We start from the raw sequence: 17,582 nt of genomic DNA on the forward strand, positions 1-17,582 counted from the left end.
CGCCGCTCGACGCCCATTAACGCACCCGAAGGATTGTTAGTGTCGTTTCCGCTCGACTTGCATGTGTTAGGCCTGCCGCCAGCGTTCAATCTGAGCCATGATCAAACTCTTCAATTTAAGATTTTGTCGGCTCAATGAATACTGACTTCAAAACTAATATTCATGTAAACATGAACATGTAATTCTAAAGCTATTATCTTTCCAACAGAAAGATAATGAATTGACTGTGCCAAATACTTTCTTTCTACAAGAGAAAGTAGTTATTCGTATTGGTCACTCAGTTCATTGAAACCAAAGTTGATTCCGAGGAATCTGTTTTACTTCTCTTAATAAAAAGGGAAGATAAAACGTTTTGATATTCATCAACGAGTGCCCACACAGATTGATAGGTTTAAATTGTTAAAGAGCTTCTCTTCGTTGTGACTTACATCACTTTGGAAGAGGCGGCCATTCTAGCGTTTTAATTCTCAGTGTCAAACACTTTTGAAAATTAATTTCTACTTTTAAAAAGTAGAAGCGAATAATCGCTTAAAGCTAGTTGCCTTACTAACATTCTTCGCTGAAGCCTTGTGGCGTCTACCGTGTCAGTGAGGCGGCATTATAGAGATGTTCCTCACATTGGCAAGTGTTTATTGTCGAAAAATGTAAAAATAACGGTTAGATGACGAATAAACACTCAAAGCCTTATTTATGCAGGTTTAACTACAAAGTACTTACAGAATAACCACAGACTTATCCACAATTGCTCTAATTTTCATGCTAGAAAACAAAAAAGCTGCCTTATGGCAGCTTTTGAAATGGCAATGAGTCTAAATCCCAGAGCCATATTGCTCTCCATCGTCTTCATGGAGACCACATTCTCGTTTTAGACCATTAAAACGGGTTTCTTCTTCAGTCATACCCGGTTCCCATTTCTTAGTTGTATGAGTATCTCCAACAGAAAGGTATCCCTGCTCGCGAAGTGGGTGGTAACTGAGACCATGCTCTTCTAAGTAATAATGAACATCTTTATTTGTCCAATCAATTACTGGCAAGAACTTAAACACACCATTTTGGATAGATAAGATAGGCAAGTTTGCACGCGATTGAGATTGCTCTCTTCTCAACCCAGAAAACCAAGTGCCCGCCTCGAGCTCATCCAGCGCTCTTCTCATCGGTTCAACTTTATTAAGCTTGTTGTACTTCTCTATCCCTTCTATACCTTGATCCCAAAGTTTGCCATATTGCGCTTCTTGCCAATTAGGACTCTGCTGAGAACGAAAGACTTGAAGGTTTAGAGTCAACTTCTGACTTAACTCATCGATAAAGCGATACGTTTCCGGGAATAGATACCCAGTGTCCGTAAGAATAACCGGAATATCGGGTTTTGCTTGAGTCACTAAGTGCAGCATCAACGCCGCTTGGATTCCGAAACTAGAAGACACAACATGTGTCCCTTCTAAATGTTCTAGTGCCCACTTAACTCTTTCTAGTGCGGTTAGCTGCTCTAACTCAGCATTGATTTGTCCAAGACGAAGTATTTGCTCCGTCTTAGTCAATGCGAGTAGCTCTGCTAACTTCAGTTTTGAAGCGACAGAATTATGCATGCAGATCCCTCTTTGAAATTATCACCTCTTCGATGATGCCAGCTCGGATTGTAAAATCACCGAACCCTTCATTGTCGTTACGTTCTGTAGCCCAACGTCCCACCAGCGAATCAATATCTTCTAAGATCTGAGCTGAAGTGATGTTCTCTTTATACATCTTCGGGATACGAGTTCCGGCTTTGTTGCCACCTAAGTGCATGTTGTAACGCCCCGGAGCCTTACCGACTAACCCCAGTTCAGCCAACATTGCACGACCACAACCGTTTGGACAACCCGTGATACGAAGGATGATGTTATCTTCTTCTGGTAATCCATGTTTCTTCAGAATGTCTTCAACATCCGTTACAAACTCAGGAAGAAAACGCTCAGCTTCTGCCATTGCTAAAGGACATGTTGGGAATGCCACACAAGCCATTGAGTTTTTACGCTGCTCGGAAACGGCATCATCCATCAGACCGTATTGACGTGCCAGCTTTTCAATTTTTGCCTTTTGGCTCTTAGGCACACCTGCAACAATTAGGTTTTGGTTCGCTGTCATGCGGAAGTCACCTTTGTGGATCTTCGCTATTTCAGCAACACCTGTTTTCAGCGCTTTCCCAGGGAAATCAAGTAAACGACCATTTTCGATGAATAACGCTAAGTGGTGCTTACCATCAATGCCTTCCGCCCAACCAATACGATCGCCACGGCCAGTAAACTCATAAGGACGGCTTTCAGAAAACTCAACGCCTGCACGTTTTTCTACTTCTGCTTTAAATACATCAATACCAACACGGTCTAGTGTGTATTTGGTTTTTGCGTTCTTACGGTTCGAACGGTTACCCCAATCACGCTGAGTCGTTACCACCGCCGCTGCTACATCTAACGTTTTATCTAATGCCACAAAACCAAAATCGTCAGCTTTACGTGCATAAGTAGAAGTATCGCCATGCGTCATTGCAAGACCACCGCCCACTAATACGTTAAAGCCCACCAGCTTTCCGTCTTTAGCAATCGCGATGAAGTTAAGATCGTTAGCATGAACATCTACGTCATTTTGCGGAGGAATTACAACCGTCGTCTTGAACTTACGTGGTAAGTAGTTGCTACCTAAGATAGGTTCTTCGTCCGTTGTTGCTAGCTTTTCACCATCTAACCAGATTTCTGCATAAGCACGAGTCTTAGGTAATAGATGTTCACTGATCTTTTTCGCCCACTCATAAGCTTCTTGATGGAGCTCAGACTCAACCGGGTTTGTGGTACACAAAACATTTCGGTTTACGTCACCCGCCGTCGCAATGGAATCAATACCAATACTGTTTAGTGTTTGGTGCATTAACTTAATGTTCGGCTTCAACACGCCATGGAACTGGAAAGTTTGACGAGTTGTGAGACGGATAGAACCATAAGAGGTACTTTCATCTGCGAATTTATCAATCGCGAGCCACTGCTTCGGAGTGATGATCCCGCCAGGCATACGCGCACGCAGCATGACGTTATGTAAAGGTTCTAGCTTTTGCTTGGTACGTTCATTACGAATATCACGGTCGTCTTGTTGATACATACCGTGGAAACGAATCAACTGAAAGTTATCAGCAGTAAAACCACCCGTAATTCTATCTTGGAGATCTTGTTCAATCGTACCGCGAAGATTTTTACTTTCACGCTTAAGACGTTCGTTATCAGCCAAAGGTCCCAGTACTTGACCTAGCACTTCTTGCTCTATTACTTGCTTGCTCATTAGTACACATCCCTTTGGTAACGTTTCGCTTTACGTAAATCATTAATATATTGTTCAGCTTGCTCGCGGCTCTGATTGCCATGTTTTTCCGCAATTGTAACTAACGCTTCATGAACATCTTTCGCCATTCGAGTCGCATCGCCACATACATAGAGGTACGCGCCCTCTTGAAGCCATTGCCAAACCTGAGCTGCTTGTTCAATTAAGCGGTCTTGAACATAAACCTTTTCTTTTTGGTCACGACTAAAGGCAACATCAAGCTTGGTTAGCGCACCAGATTTAAGGTACTTCTGCCATTCAACTTGATATAAGAAATCTTGAGTGAAAGTTCGGTCACCAAAGAAGAGCCAGCTTTTGCCTTCAGCATCATTGTTTTCACGCTCTTGAACAAAACTGCGGAACGGTGCGATACCGGTACCCGGCCCAACCATGATAATTGGTGTATTGTCGTCTTGTGGTAGTTTGAAGTTATTGTTGTTCTCAACAAACACCTTCACTTCACCACCTTCTTCCAAGCGCTGAGCTAAGAAGCTAGAAGCTCCGCCTAAACGAGATTCATCGCCTTTTTGGTATTCAACCAAACCAACCGTCAAGTGAACTTCTTCATCCACTTCAGCTTGGCTTGATGCAATAGAGTAGAGACGCGGTGTCAGCTTACGTAGTAGACCAATCAATTCATCAGCCGATAGCTTAGTTTTCTTCTCAGCTAAAACATCGACAACTTGAGTATTACCCGCGTATTCACGAAGCTTGTCTTTATCTTCCACCAGCTTAATTAACTTCTTGCTGCCCGAAAGCTCAGCAAACTTAGTCACTAGTTGAGGATTTGAAGATGTAATTTCGAATTTACTGACGAGTGCGCTGTGGATAGATAAGTTGTCACCATCGACATCAACACTTTCGATACCAGACAACCCAACCTTAGAAAGAATCTGATTAGCGAGTTCTGAACTGTTTTCAAACCATACGCCTAGCGCATCACCCGGTTGGTAAGTAATACCCGACTCATCAAGATCAATCTCGATATGACGAACATCTTTGCCCGAATCACGGCCGGTGATCTTTTGGCTCGTCAATAGTGTCGCGGTGTATGGATTTTGTTTAGTGTATTGCGAATGACCGGCAGCCGCTTGACCGACTGGTAATTGAACCACATCAGCTTCAGTGCCTGTCGATAGCGTCTCTTTTACTTGCTCTAATGCTTTAGCGCGCCATTCCGTTGCTGATTCTTCGTAATCAACATCACAATCAAGACGGTCGACAAACGATTTAGCACCAAGCTTAGCGAGGAAGCTATCGAAGTCTTTAGCCGTTTGGCAGAAGAACTCATAGCTTGAGTCACCTAAACCAATCACACCGTATTGTAGGTTTGATAATTTTGGCGCTTTCTTCGATTGTAGGAATTCATGCAACTCAATAGCGTTATCAGGGGCTTCGCCCTCACCATTGGTTGAAGCCACAAAAATGACGTGTGTCTCTTTGGCTAGGTTCTTACCTTTATAATCACTTGCATCGAAAAGCTCGACAGCAATACCTAAGGCTTTAGCTTCTGCCTCAAGCGATTCAGCGACACCTTTAGCATTACCTGTTTGAGATGCGAAGATAATGCTGAGCTTACCCGCTGGTTTAGCCGCTACTGCAGCAGCCGCTTGAGCGATTGGCGCAGCTGCACCGACAGGCTGAGCTTGGCTAACTCCCCAAAGGTAACCACTGACCCATGCCAGTTGTTGTGAAGATAACTCAGAAACAGTGTGTTGAAGATGACCCAATTGTTGGTCATTAAGTGGTGCTGCTAGCCCAGGTAACTCATTAGCCCCAGACTGTGCATTATTATTTTGTGAAGACTCTTTCTTATTTAAAGACATGGTCACGACATCCCTAATCATTGCGTGACGATAGATTAACCACTCCTTTTAATAACAAGAAAGAATAGAAAAGTATGTTTTATAACTTTTTGGAAGTAAAAACCGATTGAAACATAAATTGGCTTACTGGTTTTCAATGCGTACTTGCTGAAAGCCAACCGCCATTGCCGACTTAGATGCTAAATCTAGATCCGCGTAATGGCACTCTTCACCATGAACATCAGTAAGCAGAACAAAGCCACCTCCCATATGGCGAAACTCCACAACCCAAGACCCTTCTTGAATTGAGGGCTCTATGATCGCTTCAACTAACAGATTTTCTCTATATAAATTTCGTAATTCATTGAGTGTCATATTCCATCCCTTGCTTTGACCTCACAACATAGACCTTATAAGAATAGACGCTAATTAGCTCTCTGTATAAAGGATGGTCGAAAGTGATGAATGTGCTAACTAATTCCAGAAGGATATAACCAATAGATATAAAAAAACGCCACTTAATAAAGTGGCGTTCTCAAAATTCGTTCTAAATTTGCTTTCTATGGCCTAGAAGCGCACTTCAGCGCCAGCAAACCAGCCATCAACCATGACAAACTCTTTGCCAACCTCTGAAGAGAAGAACTCTTCCGAATCAAGGTCGATCACGCGGTAACCACCACGCAGTGCTATCTCAGTTTCTGCTACAGGAATTCGGTACTGAACACCTGCCATCAAATCCGTGCTCTTAATACCACTGCTATCACCGAACTCCATCGTACCGATGATATCGAAATTGGTCTCAGGAACATTAATCTCTGCGTTGCCGTAGAAGCTCCAAGTGAATTCATCAAAGCTTGTTTGAGTGCCATTTTGAGGCTCGATGTAATTCGAGTTTGAATACTGAGTAAACGTCACACCCGCATCGAAGTTCATCAGCTTATGATCTAACAACGTGTAATAGAAGGTGTAGTCGTACTTATCGAAAGCCAATGAATCTGCATCAACAGAAGTATAGCGAAAGCTAGCGTTTGGTAGCATCGGGGCATTATGCTCAAATGCGAGATACAACGAAGGTGAGTTAGAATCATCATCTTGTCTAACTTCGTTTAGCTTTGTACTTCCCCACCACATATCGGCACCGACTTTAGCCGTGTAAGAAAACTCTTCTTCAGCAGACACTGCCGAGCTTAAAGATAGCATTCCCACTAAAGCAATTAATGGCATTTTATTCATTTGAGATAGCTCCAATTCCATATCGTTGTGCTAATTGTATGCACATTCATAGATTATTGGGGAAAATTCTATCACACATCTTAAATTCTAAAACGATAAACCGATGACGATCAAAGATTTGACGACACCATGACCTTAGTAACGTCTTTGGTTAGAACTGTGTACAAAGTTTTTGAAAAACCAGATACCCAATGCAATCACAATTAACCAAGGCAGCAACTTAAACACAACCCCCATCATACCTAAGACCAACATGACGACTAACGCGATTCCGGTTGCAGCCAATACCGTCATAAACGTGATACCAGTGACAAGTAGAGTTGCGACGAAAATAAGAACAAAGATTAATTCAAACATAATGGTCTCCCTAATGAGTTAATGACCTATCTTTCCTACTTTCTAACATTGCAGCTTCCATACCAAGTTAGTAAAACCAATAAAACCCTTACTTATCAGATAAATAAAAAGCCACACATCTAAATGCGTGGCTTTTAAAGAAACTATCAATGGCAAATTTAGCCTCTAGTGGCGAATTTAACCTTAGGTTTTTAAGCTTAAGTTTTTAAGCTTGGTTTTTTAACTTTAAGTTTCTAACCTTGGGCTTTTAACCTCGAGGGAGGTTATACGTTTAGCTCTTTAGGGATTTTAGCTAATGCAGTCTGCATCACTTCGATACCTGCACCTTTCTTATGTGCGTTTTCACTGATGTAACGACGCCATTGTCTTGCGCCCGGCATGCTTTGAAACAAACCAAGCATATGACGAGAGATGTGTCCTAAGCTTGCACCATTTGAAAGCTCACGCTCAATGTACGGGTACATTTCTTCAACCACTTGTGAGCGCTTCTTGATTGGCGTGTCTAGACCAAAGATCTGCTGATCGACTTCAGCCAAGATAAACGGGCTATGGTAAGCCTCACGACCAATCATCACACCATCAAGGTGTTGCAAGTGCTCTTTAGTTTGCTCAAGAGTAGTAACGCCACCATTCACGGCAATCACAAGATCAGAGAAATCTTTCTTGATTTGGTATGCACGATCGTAATCTAACGGTGGGATCTCACGGTTTTCTTTAGGGCTAAGACCACTCAACCACGCTTTACGAGCGTGAATAGTAAATTGTTCACAGCCGCCTTTTTCAGAAACCGTCGAAACAAACTTAGTTAAGAACTCATAAGAGTCTTGGTCGTCGATACCAATACGCGTTTTCACGGTAATTGGAATATCAGTGACTTCTTTCATCGCCGACACACAATCTGCCACCAGCTCAGGCTCAGCCATTAGGCAAGCACCAAAGCGACCATTCTGAACTCGGTCGGAAGGGCAACCGACATTAAGGTTGATTTCATCATAGCCACGCTCACCAGCAAGCTTGGCACAAGCCGCTAGATCAACCGGGTTTGAACCGCCGAGTTGAAGTGCAAGAGGATGTTCTTGCTCGTTATATTCTAGAAAGTCGCCCTTACCATGTAAGATCGCACCTGTTGTTATCATTTCCGTGTACAGAAGCGTCTGCTGAGAAAGCAAACGGTGAAAGTAACGACAGTGGCGGTCAGTCCAATCGAGCATGGGTGCAACGGATAAGCGGTTAGCCGCGTATTTACTGGTATTGTCAGGTTTCATAAAGCGTTACTCAAAATCTATACACTGCATATATATACAGAAACTCGCTAGTTCTGCCGCAAACTCACCCGTTCAGTACGCATATAGTACGTATCGACGGAGTGGGACGAAGGCATCATTTAGCATTAAAAAAAGAACACTTCAAAGCGGTGAATCACGCTTCACAGTGGACATTGTAGTCAAAAATAATTGGGCGATTATACACAGGGAATCGAAAACATTCAGGAACAAAGACGAACTTATTTTCCCGTACAACTCACGAAGTGTTAATGCAGGCTTTCAGCGTGTAAGAAACGAATTAGGAATTGAGGATTTGAGGTATCACGACCTACGAAGAGAGGGAGCCAGTCGGTTGTTTGAGAAAGGCTACTCGGTTGAAGAAGTTGCACAGGTTACTGGGCATAGAAATCTAAACATTTTGTGGCAGGTTTATACTCAATTGTTTCCTCATAAACTTCATAAAAAAGCTTAGTAACCGATTAAAGAAAATAAGAAGAAGATGAGCACTAAAGTTCATCTTCACTACAAACATATTTATTTAGAGAATGAGCTTCTCACACTTTTCAAATATGTAAGCTCATTTGGAGTCGTATCCTTAGATTGAGGAATGAACTTTGAAGCAATACCAATACCAGCTGATGCTATTGCTGCAATGTATGGGTTCATTGAAAGAATAGATGCAGCACCAGCACCACCTAAGGCCAAACCACCGATACCTGTTGTATCAGAAGCAACAGAGCGAAGGGAGTCTAGGACATAATTAATTTTTGACTCTTTCATTGTTCTATTTATATCTATTAACGAAAGTTCCAAGCGATTTAATGCTGTGCTTTTCGCTTTAGGTACATCTCCGGCCACGAGAACTGACTGGTAAATATCATCTAAATAACATCGAAACGCTATCAACTGATCATGTCGCGTCTCTTTGAACTTTATTATATCGTCTAGCGGAGTATTAGGGGCGGGAACAGGAAGCATGTTATATAGTTCCATCTCGATAGCTTCTTTGGCTAGGCTATCTGAGGACATTAGGTTCGTAGATACTTGAGCTTTGGACCAAACCCCAGGTTCTGTTGATGCTTTGAGAGCAAAAACATCTTCATGTGCAGATAATATCTGATTACCACACGTTTTATTGAGAGTTATATCTTTGCAGTCAATGATCTCAGCACTATCACAGTACCCAATATAAATTTGTTGGCTCTGCTCCATGCTAACAGCTCTGAAAGCTTGAGGGTGGCCATAAACTGTTCGAGTCAAATACCCAGCTTGTTCAAGGTGCTTAAACTGCCAGCAGTCAAACTCAATCATGGAGCTTCGTGGGACTTCTATTTTATCCCAATAAGTTAGGTACTTACGAAGTTCAAAGTCATCTACAGCTGACTCAAAAAGTACGCTACCCGTTGGGAGTTCAACAAACTTAGGGGATAAAACAACACCTCTTTCCATAGATACCTCAATAGAAAAAGAAATATATTCTACTACGTGCTTATTTGTAGAAGAAGATAATGCAAAATCATAAAGTAGCGATTGTGACGCGACCCGAACAAAAATAAAGTGTCGGTTTCCCCTATACGACAAGAATCATGATTTCCTTAAGCAATAAAGCCCTTCACTGAGGGCTTTTGCTTTCAAGTCGAGTCAAACGCTCATCCATCTTTTCCATCATTAAACGCAACCACTTAACATCGGTTTTAAGTGTAATGCCTACACCAACCCCACCAGACAAGGCACTAACAACGGCAACAATTATTGTTTGAGACTCTGCCATTACTTGAACTCATTGCGTAGGGTTTCCCATAGGCCAAATACTATTGGAGCACTTGCGCCAATAATGCCACCGAATTGAGCACCGTCTGCCGATACGCTCGCGGTGACAAGTTCAAGGTGACCAACTACCAAAGCCGCTCCCGCGCCCAGTAACGCTAAATCTTTCTTAGTCGATGACAAGCCAATGTCGATTGAAAGCATTTTATAAAAGCACCTTATTGCACATTTTTTTATAAACACATTCACCAGATCTCTAATTCAGCCTCATTAATCAGTTATGCCTTGAGTCACACTGTCATTTTGAGTTACCTTGTCTTATTCAAAGTCGTGGGTCACAATACGCTCTGTACCTGACTTTAATAGAAATCATTGGCTCCCAAAACGTAGTAACCTAGAAATAGGGTTTGAATAGGGATGTCCGATTGAATGGTGAAAAATTTGGACCACACATTAATAGAGCAAGTTGAAGGGATATGCGCATCTCGAGGCGTTAGATTAACACCTCAGAGAAAGCGAGTGTTTGAGCTCATTTTCTCTAATAAAAAAGCCTCTAGCGCTTATGAATTATTAGAGCAGCTGAAAGTCAGTGAACCGCAAGCCAAGCCTCCTACAGTTTATCGTGCTTTGGATTTCTTGTTGGAACAAGGTTTCATTCACCGAGTTGAATCAACCAATAGCTTCATATGTTGCTGTTCTTGCAATGCAAACAAACATTTCTCCCAACTACTGATCTGCGATAAATGTGGCACTGTGATAGAATTGCAAGACGATGCGCTTGTCACTCTACTCGCTAGTAACGCTGAGAAGCATGGCTTTCAATTGACCAATCATGTCATTGAATCGCATGGCATTTGCCAATCTTGCTCCTCCGAAATGAAAGAATAAGATTATAGAAGAACATTATGCGCGCTGAATTTGTAAACCCGTTTTTAGCTTCTTTGATGAATGTACTAAAAACGATGGCTTCTCTTGAATTGAAGCCACAAAAACCAAGAGTAAAGAAAGATGAGATCGCTCGTGGTGATGTATCCGGCCTAATTGGTATGGTTGGCACACAATCTCGTGGCTCAATGTCGATCACTTTTGATGAAGGTCTTGCCCTAGAAATCATGGAAAACATGTTGGGTGAACGACCAAATGGCTTGAACGAAGAAGTGACCGATATGGTGGGTGAAATCACTAATATGGTGACTGGTGGTGCAAAACGTATTCTTGCAGAAAGCGGCTTTGATTTCGACATGGCAACGCCAATCGTCGTTTCAGGTAAAGGCCACACCATTCGTCATAAGTGTGAAGGTGCTATTATCATCATGCCTTTCACATCTCAGTGGGGTAATGCCTTCATCGAGATCTGTTTCGAATAGAGACAATCGAGTAAATAAAAAATGAAAGGCTGACGTACATACGTCAGCCTTTTTTATTGCCGTAAAATCAACGGATATAAAAAACGCCAACCGAAAGGTTGGCGTTAACAGTTATTACTTGGTGTTACTTAAACAGTCTTAAGCTTTCAACGCTTTAAATGCGTTGATTAGACCGTTAGTTGAGCTGTCGTGAGAGGTTACTTGAGCATCGTCAGCAAGCTCAGGAAGAATTTGGTTTGCTAGCTGCTTACCAAGTTCTACACCCCATTGGTCGAAGCTGAAGATGTTCCAGATAACGCCTTGAACGAAGATCTTGTGCTCGTACATCGCGATTAGGTTACCTAAAGTGCGAGGAGTCATTTGCTTCACAAGAATTGAGTTCGTTGGACGGTTGCCTTCAAATACTTTGAAAGGAGCAAGCTCCGCTGCTTCTTCTGCTGTTTTACCAGCCGCTAGGAATTCAGCTTCCACTGTCTCTTTTGTCTTACCGAATGCTAGTGCTTCAGTTTGAGCAAAGAAGTTAGACATTAGCTTCTGGTGGTGATCAGATGCTGGGTTGTGGCTGATAGCAGGAGCAATAAAGTCTGATGGGATCAGCTTAGTGCCTTGGTGAATCAGTTGGTAGAAAGCGTGTTGGCCGTTAGTACCAGGTTCACCCCAGATGATAGGACCTGTTTGGTATTCTACTGGGTTGCCTTCACGGTCAACAAACTTACCGTTTGATTCCATGTTGCCTTGCTGGAAGTAAGCAGCAAAACGGTGCATGTATTGATCGTAAGGTAGAATCGCTTCTGACTCAGCACCATGGAAGTTGTTGTACCAAACACCAATAAGCGCAAGGATCACTGGAATGTTGCTTTCAAACTCAGTTGAAGCAAAGTGGTTATCCATCTCGTGTGCGCCATCTAGTAGCTCAGCGAAGTTATCGAAGCCGATAGAAAGAGAGATAGAAAGGCCGATTGCAGACCATAGTGAGTAACGACCACCAACCCAGTCCCAGAATTCGAACATGTTGTCAGTATCAATACCAAACTCAGCAACTGATGTTGCGTTAGTTGATAGCGCTGCGAAGTGCTTAGCTACGTGTGCGTCATCACCCGCTTCAGCCAGGAACCAATCACGAGCAGAGTGTGCATTCGTCATTGTTTCTTGAGTCGTAAATGTCTTAGATGCTACTAGGAACAACGTTGTCTCTGGGTTAAGAGGCTTAAGTGTCTCAACAATGTGAGTGCCATCTACGTTAGAAACGAAGTGCATGTTCAGGCGAGTTTTGTATGGCGTAAGTGCTTCAGTCACCATGTATGGACCAAGGTCCGAACCGCCGATACCGATGTTAACTACATCAGTGATCTCTTTACCTGTGTAACCTTTCCACTCACCAGAAACGATGCGGTGCGTGAACAGTTCCATTTTTGCTAGTACTGCGTTCACTGCTGGCATTACGTCTTTGCCATCAACCATTACTGGGTTGTCGCTACGGTTACGTAGAGCAGTGTGAAGTACTGAACGACCTTCAGTCTTGTTGATTGCATCACCGCCGAACATTGCTTCGATTGCAGACTTAACTTCAGTCTCGTTCGCAAGAGCAAATAGGTGCTGCATCGTTTCAGCATCGATAAGGTTCTTAGAGTAATCCACTAAGATGTCAGAACCGAAACGAGTAGAAAAGCTCTCGAAACGCTTTGCATCTTGAGCAAACAGCTCTTTCATATCCATATCTTGAGCAGACTCAAAATGTGCAGTTAGAGCTTTCCACGCTTGTGTTTGCGTTGGGTTGATATTTTTCAACATGGTATCTATCCCGATGTTACTGTAGGTTTTATTCTAAACGTCACCTGGGTGATGAATAGAACCCCCGATTAGGCGAAAGTTTATATTTTTCTGTGATGACCAAACCGCGTCACCACTGAAAGATTCTTTGTAATTTTTTTTCACGACGTATTATGCCGCATATGAAGAGCTGTACCTTGAGATAAATCAGGATTCGATTTCCTGATACAAGAATCGGTACAGACTCTAGCTCTAACATAATTAAATGTGAGCGATACCTGATAAATTCAAGTTCAAAAGATAGCGTTAAACCACTTTTTTTCCAAATACATTATAAAGGATGGCGTATGTGGATTCAGAAGACTATACACCTAAATGCACGAAAGCGTGGATTTCATCTCATTACTGATGAAATTGAACAACAGATACACGATATCAATTCTCTATCTGTTGGTTTATTACATCTTTTTATCCAACATACCTCTGCCAGCCTCACGCTAAACGAGAACGCTGATCCTACCGTCCGTACCGATATGGAATCACACTTTAATAAGTTTGTACCTGAGCGAGCACCCTACTACAGACACACCTATGAAGGCGATGATGACATGCCAGCCCACATTAAAGCATCGACACTTGGCACCAGTGTGACAATACCAATTAGCAATGGTCGTTTAGCTTTAGGAACATGGCAGGGCATTTACTTAGGAGAACACCGAGATTGTGGTGGAAGCCGTACGGTTATTGCGACCATTCAAGGTGAATAACCTTAAGTAACCAGCTATAAAACATTATTAAAAACATAATGATAGAAAACAAAAAAGGGTGACACAGTTATGTGTCACCCTTTAAAATATGAGATATTCGAGTTAGTAAAACCAGATTAGAAAGGCTGGTTTATCATGACCCTAAAGGTCCCTTCATCACCACCTCGAGCTAACTCAGCACGAACAACAATACCCTCTACTTGGAAACGAACCGCGCCACCTAGGCTCCATTTCATATCCGAGTGCAGTGTTTTTATATCGTACTCATCCGCAACGCGCCCGACTTCGGCAAACGCCACCCATTGCCACCAAGGCAAATCGTAGTAGTTAATCAGTGGGATATCACCCAAAGGTTGCCAGTCAGGAATCACTCGGTACTCAGCAGAGTAATGAACCGCAGAACGTCCATGATAGCGACCTCCGGTATAACCTCGTAAACGATACAAGCCACCCAATCGAGCTTGTTCAGTTTCCGGTGGACGAGCACAATCTTGCCCAGAACAGTTATCCCAGGTTGGTGTATCAGCGGTATAGAAATCGAGTGCCACAACTTGTTGGTCGAACAGGTCCCCTAAAGGGCCTAATGCGAAGTACTGACTGTTTTGGAACGTCCACTTCAACCATAAATCATCGTTAGACCAGCTTTCTGCGCCAGTCGTGAATTCAAGGTTAGTATGAGAGCCCGTGGTTGGGTTACGTGTGCTATCACGGTTATCCCAATCCAATGCCAGACTAAAGCCTGTCGCCTCTTCAGTATTATTTAAACCTTCTAGCTCACGTGCCGTATAAAAAGGCGTGAAGATAATCGAACTGACACCCGACTCGACGGGCGAAGCAAAGCTCACATCTTTGATTGGCTGAAAAGCCCCTAACAAGCCATGTTCTGCAACATTGCCCCAAGGTAGCAAATACTTAAATTCAAACTGATAGTTTTGCTCTAAGCCATCGGCAATGGTTTTATCATCAATAGATGAATCGTTGTCGCCTTGAGAGCCAATGTAATAAGGATTGTCGTTGAAGCGCGCTTGGTACATCTGAGTACTGAACAAAACATTTTCAGACAAAGCGTAGTTAAAGGCCGATAGAAAACCGACGTAACTGTCTTTGTCTGAATAAAGCGCCATACCAAACAGAGCGGCTTGAGGTTGCCAAACACCCTTTGCGACACCCGCAACCCCAAAGGTATTACCCAATGTTTCAGTACTAAAATAGAAAGGGACAAAGGCTGAATCTTTTTCTTCACTCAAAACAGAAGAAGAAAAGCTAACACCGAGCAATGCCATAGCTGACGTTAACCAGTGTCGAGTCGTTCGCTTGAACATCATTTAGTTTACAAGATCCATAGCTACTTCACATACTCCATCGCAACACGTGAAGTCAGCTTAGTGACTAACTCGTACGCGATAGTGCCGATATGATCTGCTACTTCTTCTGAAGGTAAGCCTTTACCCCACAGAGTCGCTTCATCGCCCACTTGATCTGCAGCATCAGGGCCAAGGTCGACCGTTAGCATGTCCATTGACACACGTCCTGCGATCGGTACTTTTCGTCCATTAACGAACACTGGAGTGCCGTTAGGAGCCATGCGTGGATAACCATCACCGTAACCAATCGCGATCACGCCAACCTTTGTATCACGTTCACTGGTCCAGTTAGCGCCATAGCCTACGCTTTCACCGGCTTTAACATCACGAACCGCAATCAGATGTGAGGTCAGAGTCATCACAGGCTTAAAGCCAAGCTCTTGCGCTGATTTATCAGCAAAAGGCGAAACACCGTAAGAAATGATTCCCGGGCGAACCCAATCAAGGTGGCTGTTAGGCCAAGCCAATAGACCCGCAGAGGCAGCAAGTGAACGCTCACCTTCACAACCGTCAGTGAGAGATAAGAAAAGCTCAGTCTGTTCAACGGTGGTTGCTCTATCAAGTTCATCAGCACAACCAAAGTGGCTCATGTAACGTAGAGGTTTGGCAACATTCGCACATTGATGCAAACGCTCTACAAAGTTTTGGTATTGCTCAGGGCGAACACCTAATCGGTGCATGCCACTGTCGACTTTAAGCCATACCACAACCGGTGTTTCCAAATCTGCATTCTCTAGCGCGCTTAATTGCTCTTCACAATGCACCACGGTTTGAATGTTATTGGTTACCAGAATGGGTAAATCACCCGAAGAGTAAAACCCTTCCAGCAACAAAATGGGTTTAACAATGCCACCAGCTCGCAGTTGTAAGGCTTCTTCAATACGCGCCACACCAAAAGCATCTGAGTTTTTAGAGTGCTTGGCGATATGCAGTAAGCCGTGCCCGTAGCCATTCGCCTTCACAACCGACATAACTTTACACTGTGGAGCCTTCGACTTTATCTGGTTCAAGTTATGTTCGAGCGCGTTTAAGTCAATGCTTGCCGTCGCTGCTTTCATGTAAGTCATTAGCGATTACTCATCATCAAATGCAGGGCCTGCATAGTTATCAAATCGGGAGTGTTGACCTTGGAATGTCAAACGAACCGAACCGATAGGACCGTTACGTTGCTTACCAAGGATGATCTCTGCGATGCCTTTCAATGAACTGTCTGGGTTATAAACCTCATCACGATAGATAAACATGATCAAATCGGCATCTTGCTCGATCGAACCTGATTCACGCAAATCCGAGTTAACTGGGCGTTTATCTGCACGTTGCTCTAGGGAACGGTTAAGCTGAGAAAGTGCGACAACCGGAACGTTCAGTTCTTTCGCCAACGCTTTCAATGAGCGAGAAATCTCGGCAATTTCAAGAGTACGGTTATCTGATAATGAAGGAACACGCATTAATTGAAGGTAATCTATCATGATCATAGAGATACCATCGTGTTCACGAGCAATACGTCGAGCACGAGAACGAACTTCGGTTGGCGTTAGACCCGAGCTATCATCGATATACATATTCTTCTTATCCATCAGAATACCCATACTCGACGAAATACGAGCCCAATCTTCATCGTCTAATTGACCGGTACGAATCTTGGTTTGGTCGACACGAGAAAGTGACGCAAGCATACGCATCATCAGCTGTTCGGCTGGCATCTCTAAAGAGAAGATTAAAACCGGTTTGTCTTGCTTCATCGCCGCGTTTTCACACAAGTTCATCGCAAAGGTGGTTTTACCCATCGATGGACGCGCAGCAACAATGATTAAGTCAGAACCCTGTAGGCCTGCTGTCTTCTTGTTGAGGTCGTTAAAGCCAGTATCGACACCTGTCACACCATCTTGTGGCGATTTATATAAGATTTCGATACGTTCTAGCGTCTTCTCGAGAATGCTATCAACGTTTTGTGGACCTTCGTTTTCACTTGCTCGGCCTTCTGCAATCGCGAAGACTTTACTTTCAGCAAGATCAACCAGCTCTTCCGATGTACGACCTTGAGGGTCATAACCAGAATCCGCGATCTCATTCGCCACACCGATCAGGCTACGAACCAGTGCTCGCTGTGCCACGATATCCGCATACGCATTAATATTAGCGGCACTTGGGGTGTTTTTGGCTAAGTCAGCAAGGTAAGCAAAGCCACCTACGTCTTCTAGCTGCTCACGAAGCTCTAAATGTTCAGAGAGTGTAATCAGGTCCAGAGGAGAACTTTCTTCAAGGATATCCTTTACCGCTTCAAAGATCAGACGGTGAGGACGGCTATAAAAGTCTTTGGCCACAACCTTTTCAGCAACTGTATCCCAGCGTTCGTTATCCAATAACAAACCGCCAATAACAGATTGCTCAGCTTCTAATGAATGTGGTGGGACTTTGATGGCGTCCACCTGATCGTTGGCTGATTTCTGACTTTTGGTATCCACTATGACTACACTCAATAACTAATAATGATCGTTCATTATACCCAAGAACACTCATTTGTAATCCGTTCCTAAGCGTT

18 protein-coding genes and 1 rRNA gene are annotated in these 17,582 nt (G+C 43.3%); 4 read left to right on the plus strand and 15 right to left on the minus strand.

The annotated features are described in order from the left end of the window. The 8 genes from L3V33_RS16440 to dusA all read right to left on the minus strand — a co-directional run. A 16S ribosomal RNA gene (locus tag L3V33_RS16440) occupies positions 1–117 on the minus strand; the annotation flags it as partial. Between the two features lie 692 nt (positions 118–809). Continuing rightward, positions 810–1,586, minus strand: coding sequence for a phosphoadenylyl-sulfate reductase (locus L3V33_RS16445; protein ID WP_017080080.1), 777 nt, complete (start codon positions 1,584–1,586; stop codon positions 810–812). Then, positions 1,579–3,306 (minus strand): assimilatory sulfite reductase (NADPH) hemoprotein subunit, encoded by a 1,728-nt coding sequence (gene cysI, locus L3V33_RS16450; protein WP_237290826.1) that lies wholly within the window; start codon positions 3,304–3,306, stop codon positions 1,579–1,581. The genes L3V33_RS16445 and cysI overlap by 8 nt, the downstream gene beginning before the upstream one ends. After that, positions 3,306–5,171, minus strand: a complete 1,866-nt coding sequence (locus tag L3V33_RS16455; protein WP_054548389.1) for an assimilatory sulfite reductase (NADPH) flavoprotein subunit — start codon at positions 5,169–5,171, stop codon at positions 3,306–3,308. Before L3V33_RS16455 ends, cysI begins: the two co-directional genes overlap by 1 nt. A 123-nt stretch (positions 5,172–5,294) precedes the next feature. Then, the gene (locus L3V33_RS16460) at positions 5,295–5,525 is read right to left on the minus strand and encodes a hypothetical protein (protein WP_004735813.1); all 231 of its coding nucleotides are present in this window, start codon (positions 5,523–5,525) and stop codon (positions 5,295–5,297) included. Between the two features lie 192 nt (positions 5,526–5,717). Then, entirely contained in the window at positions 5,718–6,383 is a 666-nt protein-coding gene (locus tag L3V33_RS16465) for a TIGR04219 family outer membrane beta-barrel protein (RefSeq protein ID WP_237290827.1), read from the minus strand. Between the two features lie 135 nt (positions 6,384–6,518). Beyond that, positions 6,519–6,740, minus strand: a complete 222-nt coding sequence (gene pspG, locus L3V33_RS16470; RefSeq protein WP_004735816.1) for an envelope stress response protein PspG — start codon at positions 6,738–6,740, stop codon at positions 6,519–6,521. Between the two features lie 263 nt (positions 6,741–7,003). Continuing rightward, on the minus strand, positions 7,004–8,005 hold the full coding sequence (gene dusA, locus L3V33_RS16475) for a tRNA dihydrouridine(20/20a) synthase DusA (RefSeq protein ID WP_017080832.1): 1,002 nt from the start codon (positions 8,003–8,005) through the stop codon (positions 7,004–7,006). A 166-nt stretch (positions 8,006–8,171) separates the two neighbouring features. On the opposite strand from dusA, the gene L3V33_RS23190 reads away from it, so the two are divergent. Next, positions 8,172–8,477, plus strand: a complete 306-nt coding sequence (locus L3V33_RS23190) for a tyrosine-type recombinase/integrase (RefSeq protein WP_346730229.1) — start codon at positions 8,172–8,174, stop codon at positions 8,475–8,477. A gap of 62 nt (positions 8,478–8,539) precedes the next feature. Here the strand turns inward: L3V33_RS23190 and L3V33_RS16485 are convergent, their stop codons facing one another. The 3 genes from L3V33_RS16485 to L3V33_RS16495 form a co-directional block, all read right to left on the minus strand. Further along, complete coding sequence (locus L3V33_RS16485; RefSeq protein WP_237290829.1) at positions 8,540–9,454, minus strand: DUF6236 family protein; 915 nt, start codon at positions 9,452–9,454, stop codon at positions 8,540–8,542. 163 nt (positions 9,455–9,617) lie between these two features. Next, positions 9,618–9,776, minus strand: a complete 159-nt coding sequence (locus tag L3V33_RS16490) for a hypothetical protein (RefSeq protein WP_237290830.1) — start codon at positions 9,774–9,776, stop codon at positions 9,618–9,620. After that, entirely contained in the window at positions 9,776–9,955 is a 180-nt protein-coding gene (locus L3V33_RS16495; RefSeq protein WP_237290926.1) for a hypothetical protein, read from the minus strand. Before L3V33_RS16495 ends, L3V33_RS16490 begins: the two co-directional genes overlap by 1 nt. Positions 9,956–10,201: 246 nt before the next feature. Here L3V33_RS16495 and zur point away from each other — a divergent pair, with 246 nt between their 5' ends. Next, the gene (zur, locus tag L3V33_RS16500; protein WP_017078243.1) at positions 10,202–10,660 is read left to right on the plus strand and encodes a zinc uptake transcriptional repressor Zur; all 459 of its coding nucleotides are present in this window, start codon (positions 10,202–10,204) and stop codon (positions 10,658–10,660) included. A gap of 17 nt (positions 10,661–10,677) precedes the next feature. Then, entirely contained in the window at positions 10,678–11,139 is a 462-nt protein-coding gene (locus L3V33_RS16505) for a chemotaxis protein CheX (RefSeq protein WP_004735847.1), read from the plus strand. A gap of 138 nt (positions 11,140–11,277) precedes the next feature. Here the strand turns inward: L3V33_RS16505 and pgi are convergent, their stop codons facing one another. Next, positions 11,278–12,930, minus strand: coding sequence for a glucose-6-phosphate isomerase (gene pgi / locus L3V33_RS16510; protein WP_102553516.1), 1,653 nt, complete (start codon positions 12,928–12,930; stop codon positions 11,278–11,280). 326 nt (positions 12,931–13,256) lie between these two features. Here pgi and L3V33_RS16515 point away from each other — a divergent pair, with 326 nt between their 5' ends. Then, positions 13,257–13,676 (plus strand): secondary thiamine-phosphate synthase enzyme YjbQ, encoded by a 420-nt coding sequence (locus L3V33_RS16515; protein ID WP_004735849.1) that lies wholly within the window; start codon positions 13,257–13,259, stop codon positions 13,674–13,676. A 116-nt stretch (positions 13,677–13,792) separates the two neighbouring features. On the opposite strand, the gene L3V33_RS16520 is transcribed toward L3V33_RS16515, so the two are convergent. Genes L3V33_RS16520 through L3V33_RS16530 form a run of 3 tightly spaced genes read right to left on the minus strand, consistent with a single transcriptional unit; the run spans position 13,793 to position 17,505 of the window. Continuing rightward, positions 13,793–14,998, minus strand: coding sequence for a BamA/TamA family outer membrane protein (locus tag L3V33_RS16520; protein ID WP_029224181.1), 1,206 nt, complete (start codon positions 14,996–14,998; stop codon positions 13,793–13,795). Positions 14,999–15,021: 23 nt separating this feature from the next. Next, on the minus strand, positions 15,022–16,107 hold the full coding sequence (gene alr, locus L3V33_RS16525; protein WP_017078240.1) for an alanine racemase: 1,086 nt from the start codon (positions 16,105–16,107) through the stop codon (positions 15,022–15,024). Positions 16,108–16,113: 6 nt separating this feature from the next. Beyond that, entirely contained in the window at positions 16,114–17,505 is a 1,392-nt protein-coding gene (locus L3V33_RS16530) for a replicative DNA helicase (protein WP_004735852.1), read from the minus strand. Positions 17,506–17,582: the final 77 nt, after the last annotated feature.

The sequence above is a fragment of the Vibrio sp. A2-1 genome (assembly GCF_021728355.1).
GTDB classification, from domain to species: Bacteria; Pseudomonadota; Gammaproteobacteria; order Enterobacterales; family Vibrionaceae; genus Vibrio; species Vibrio splendidus_K.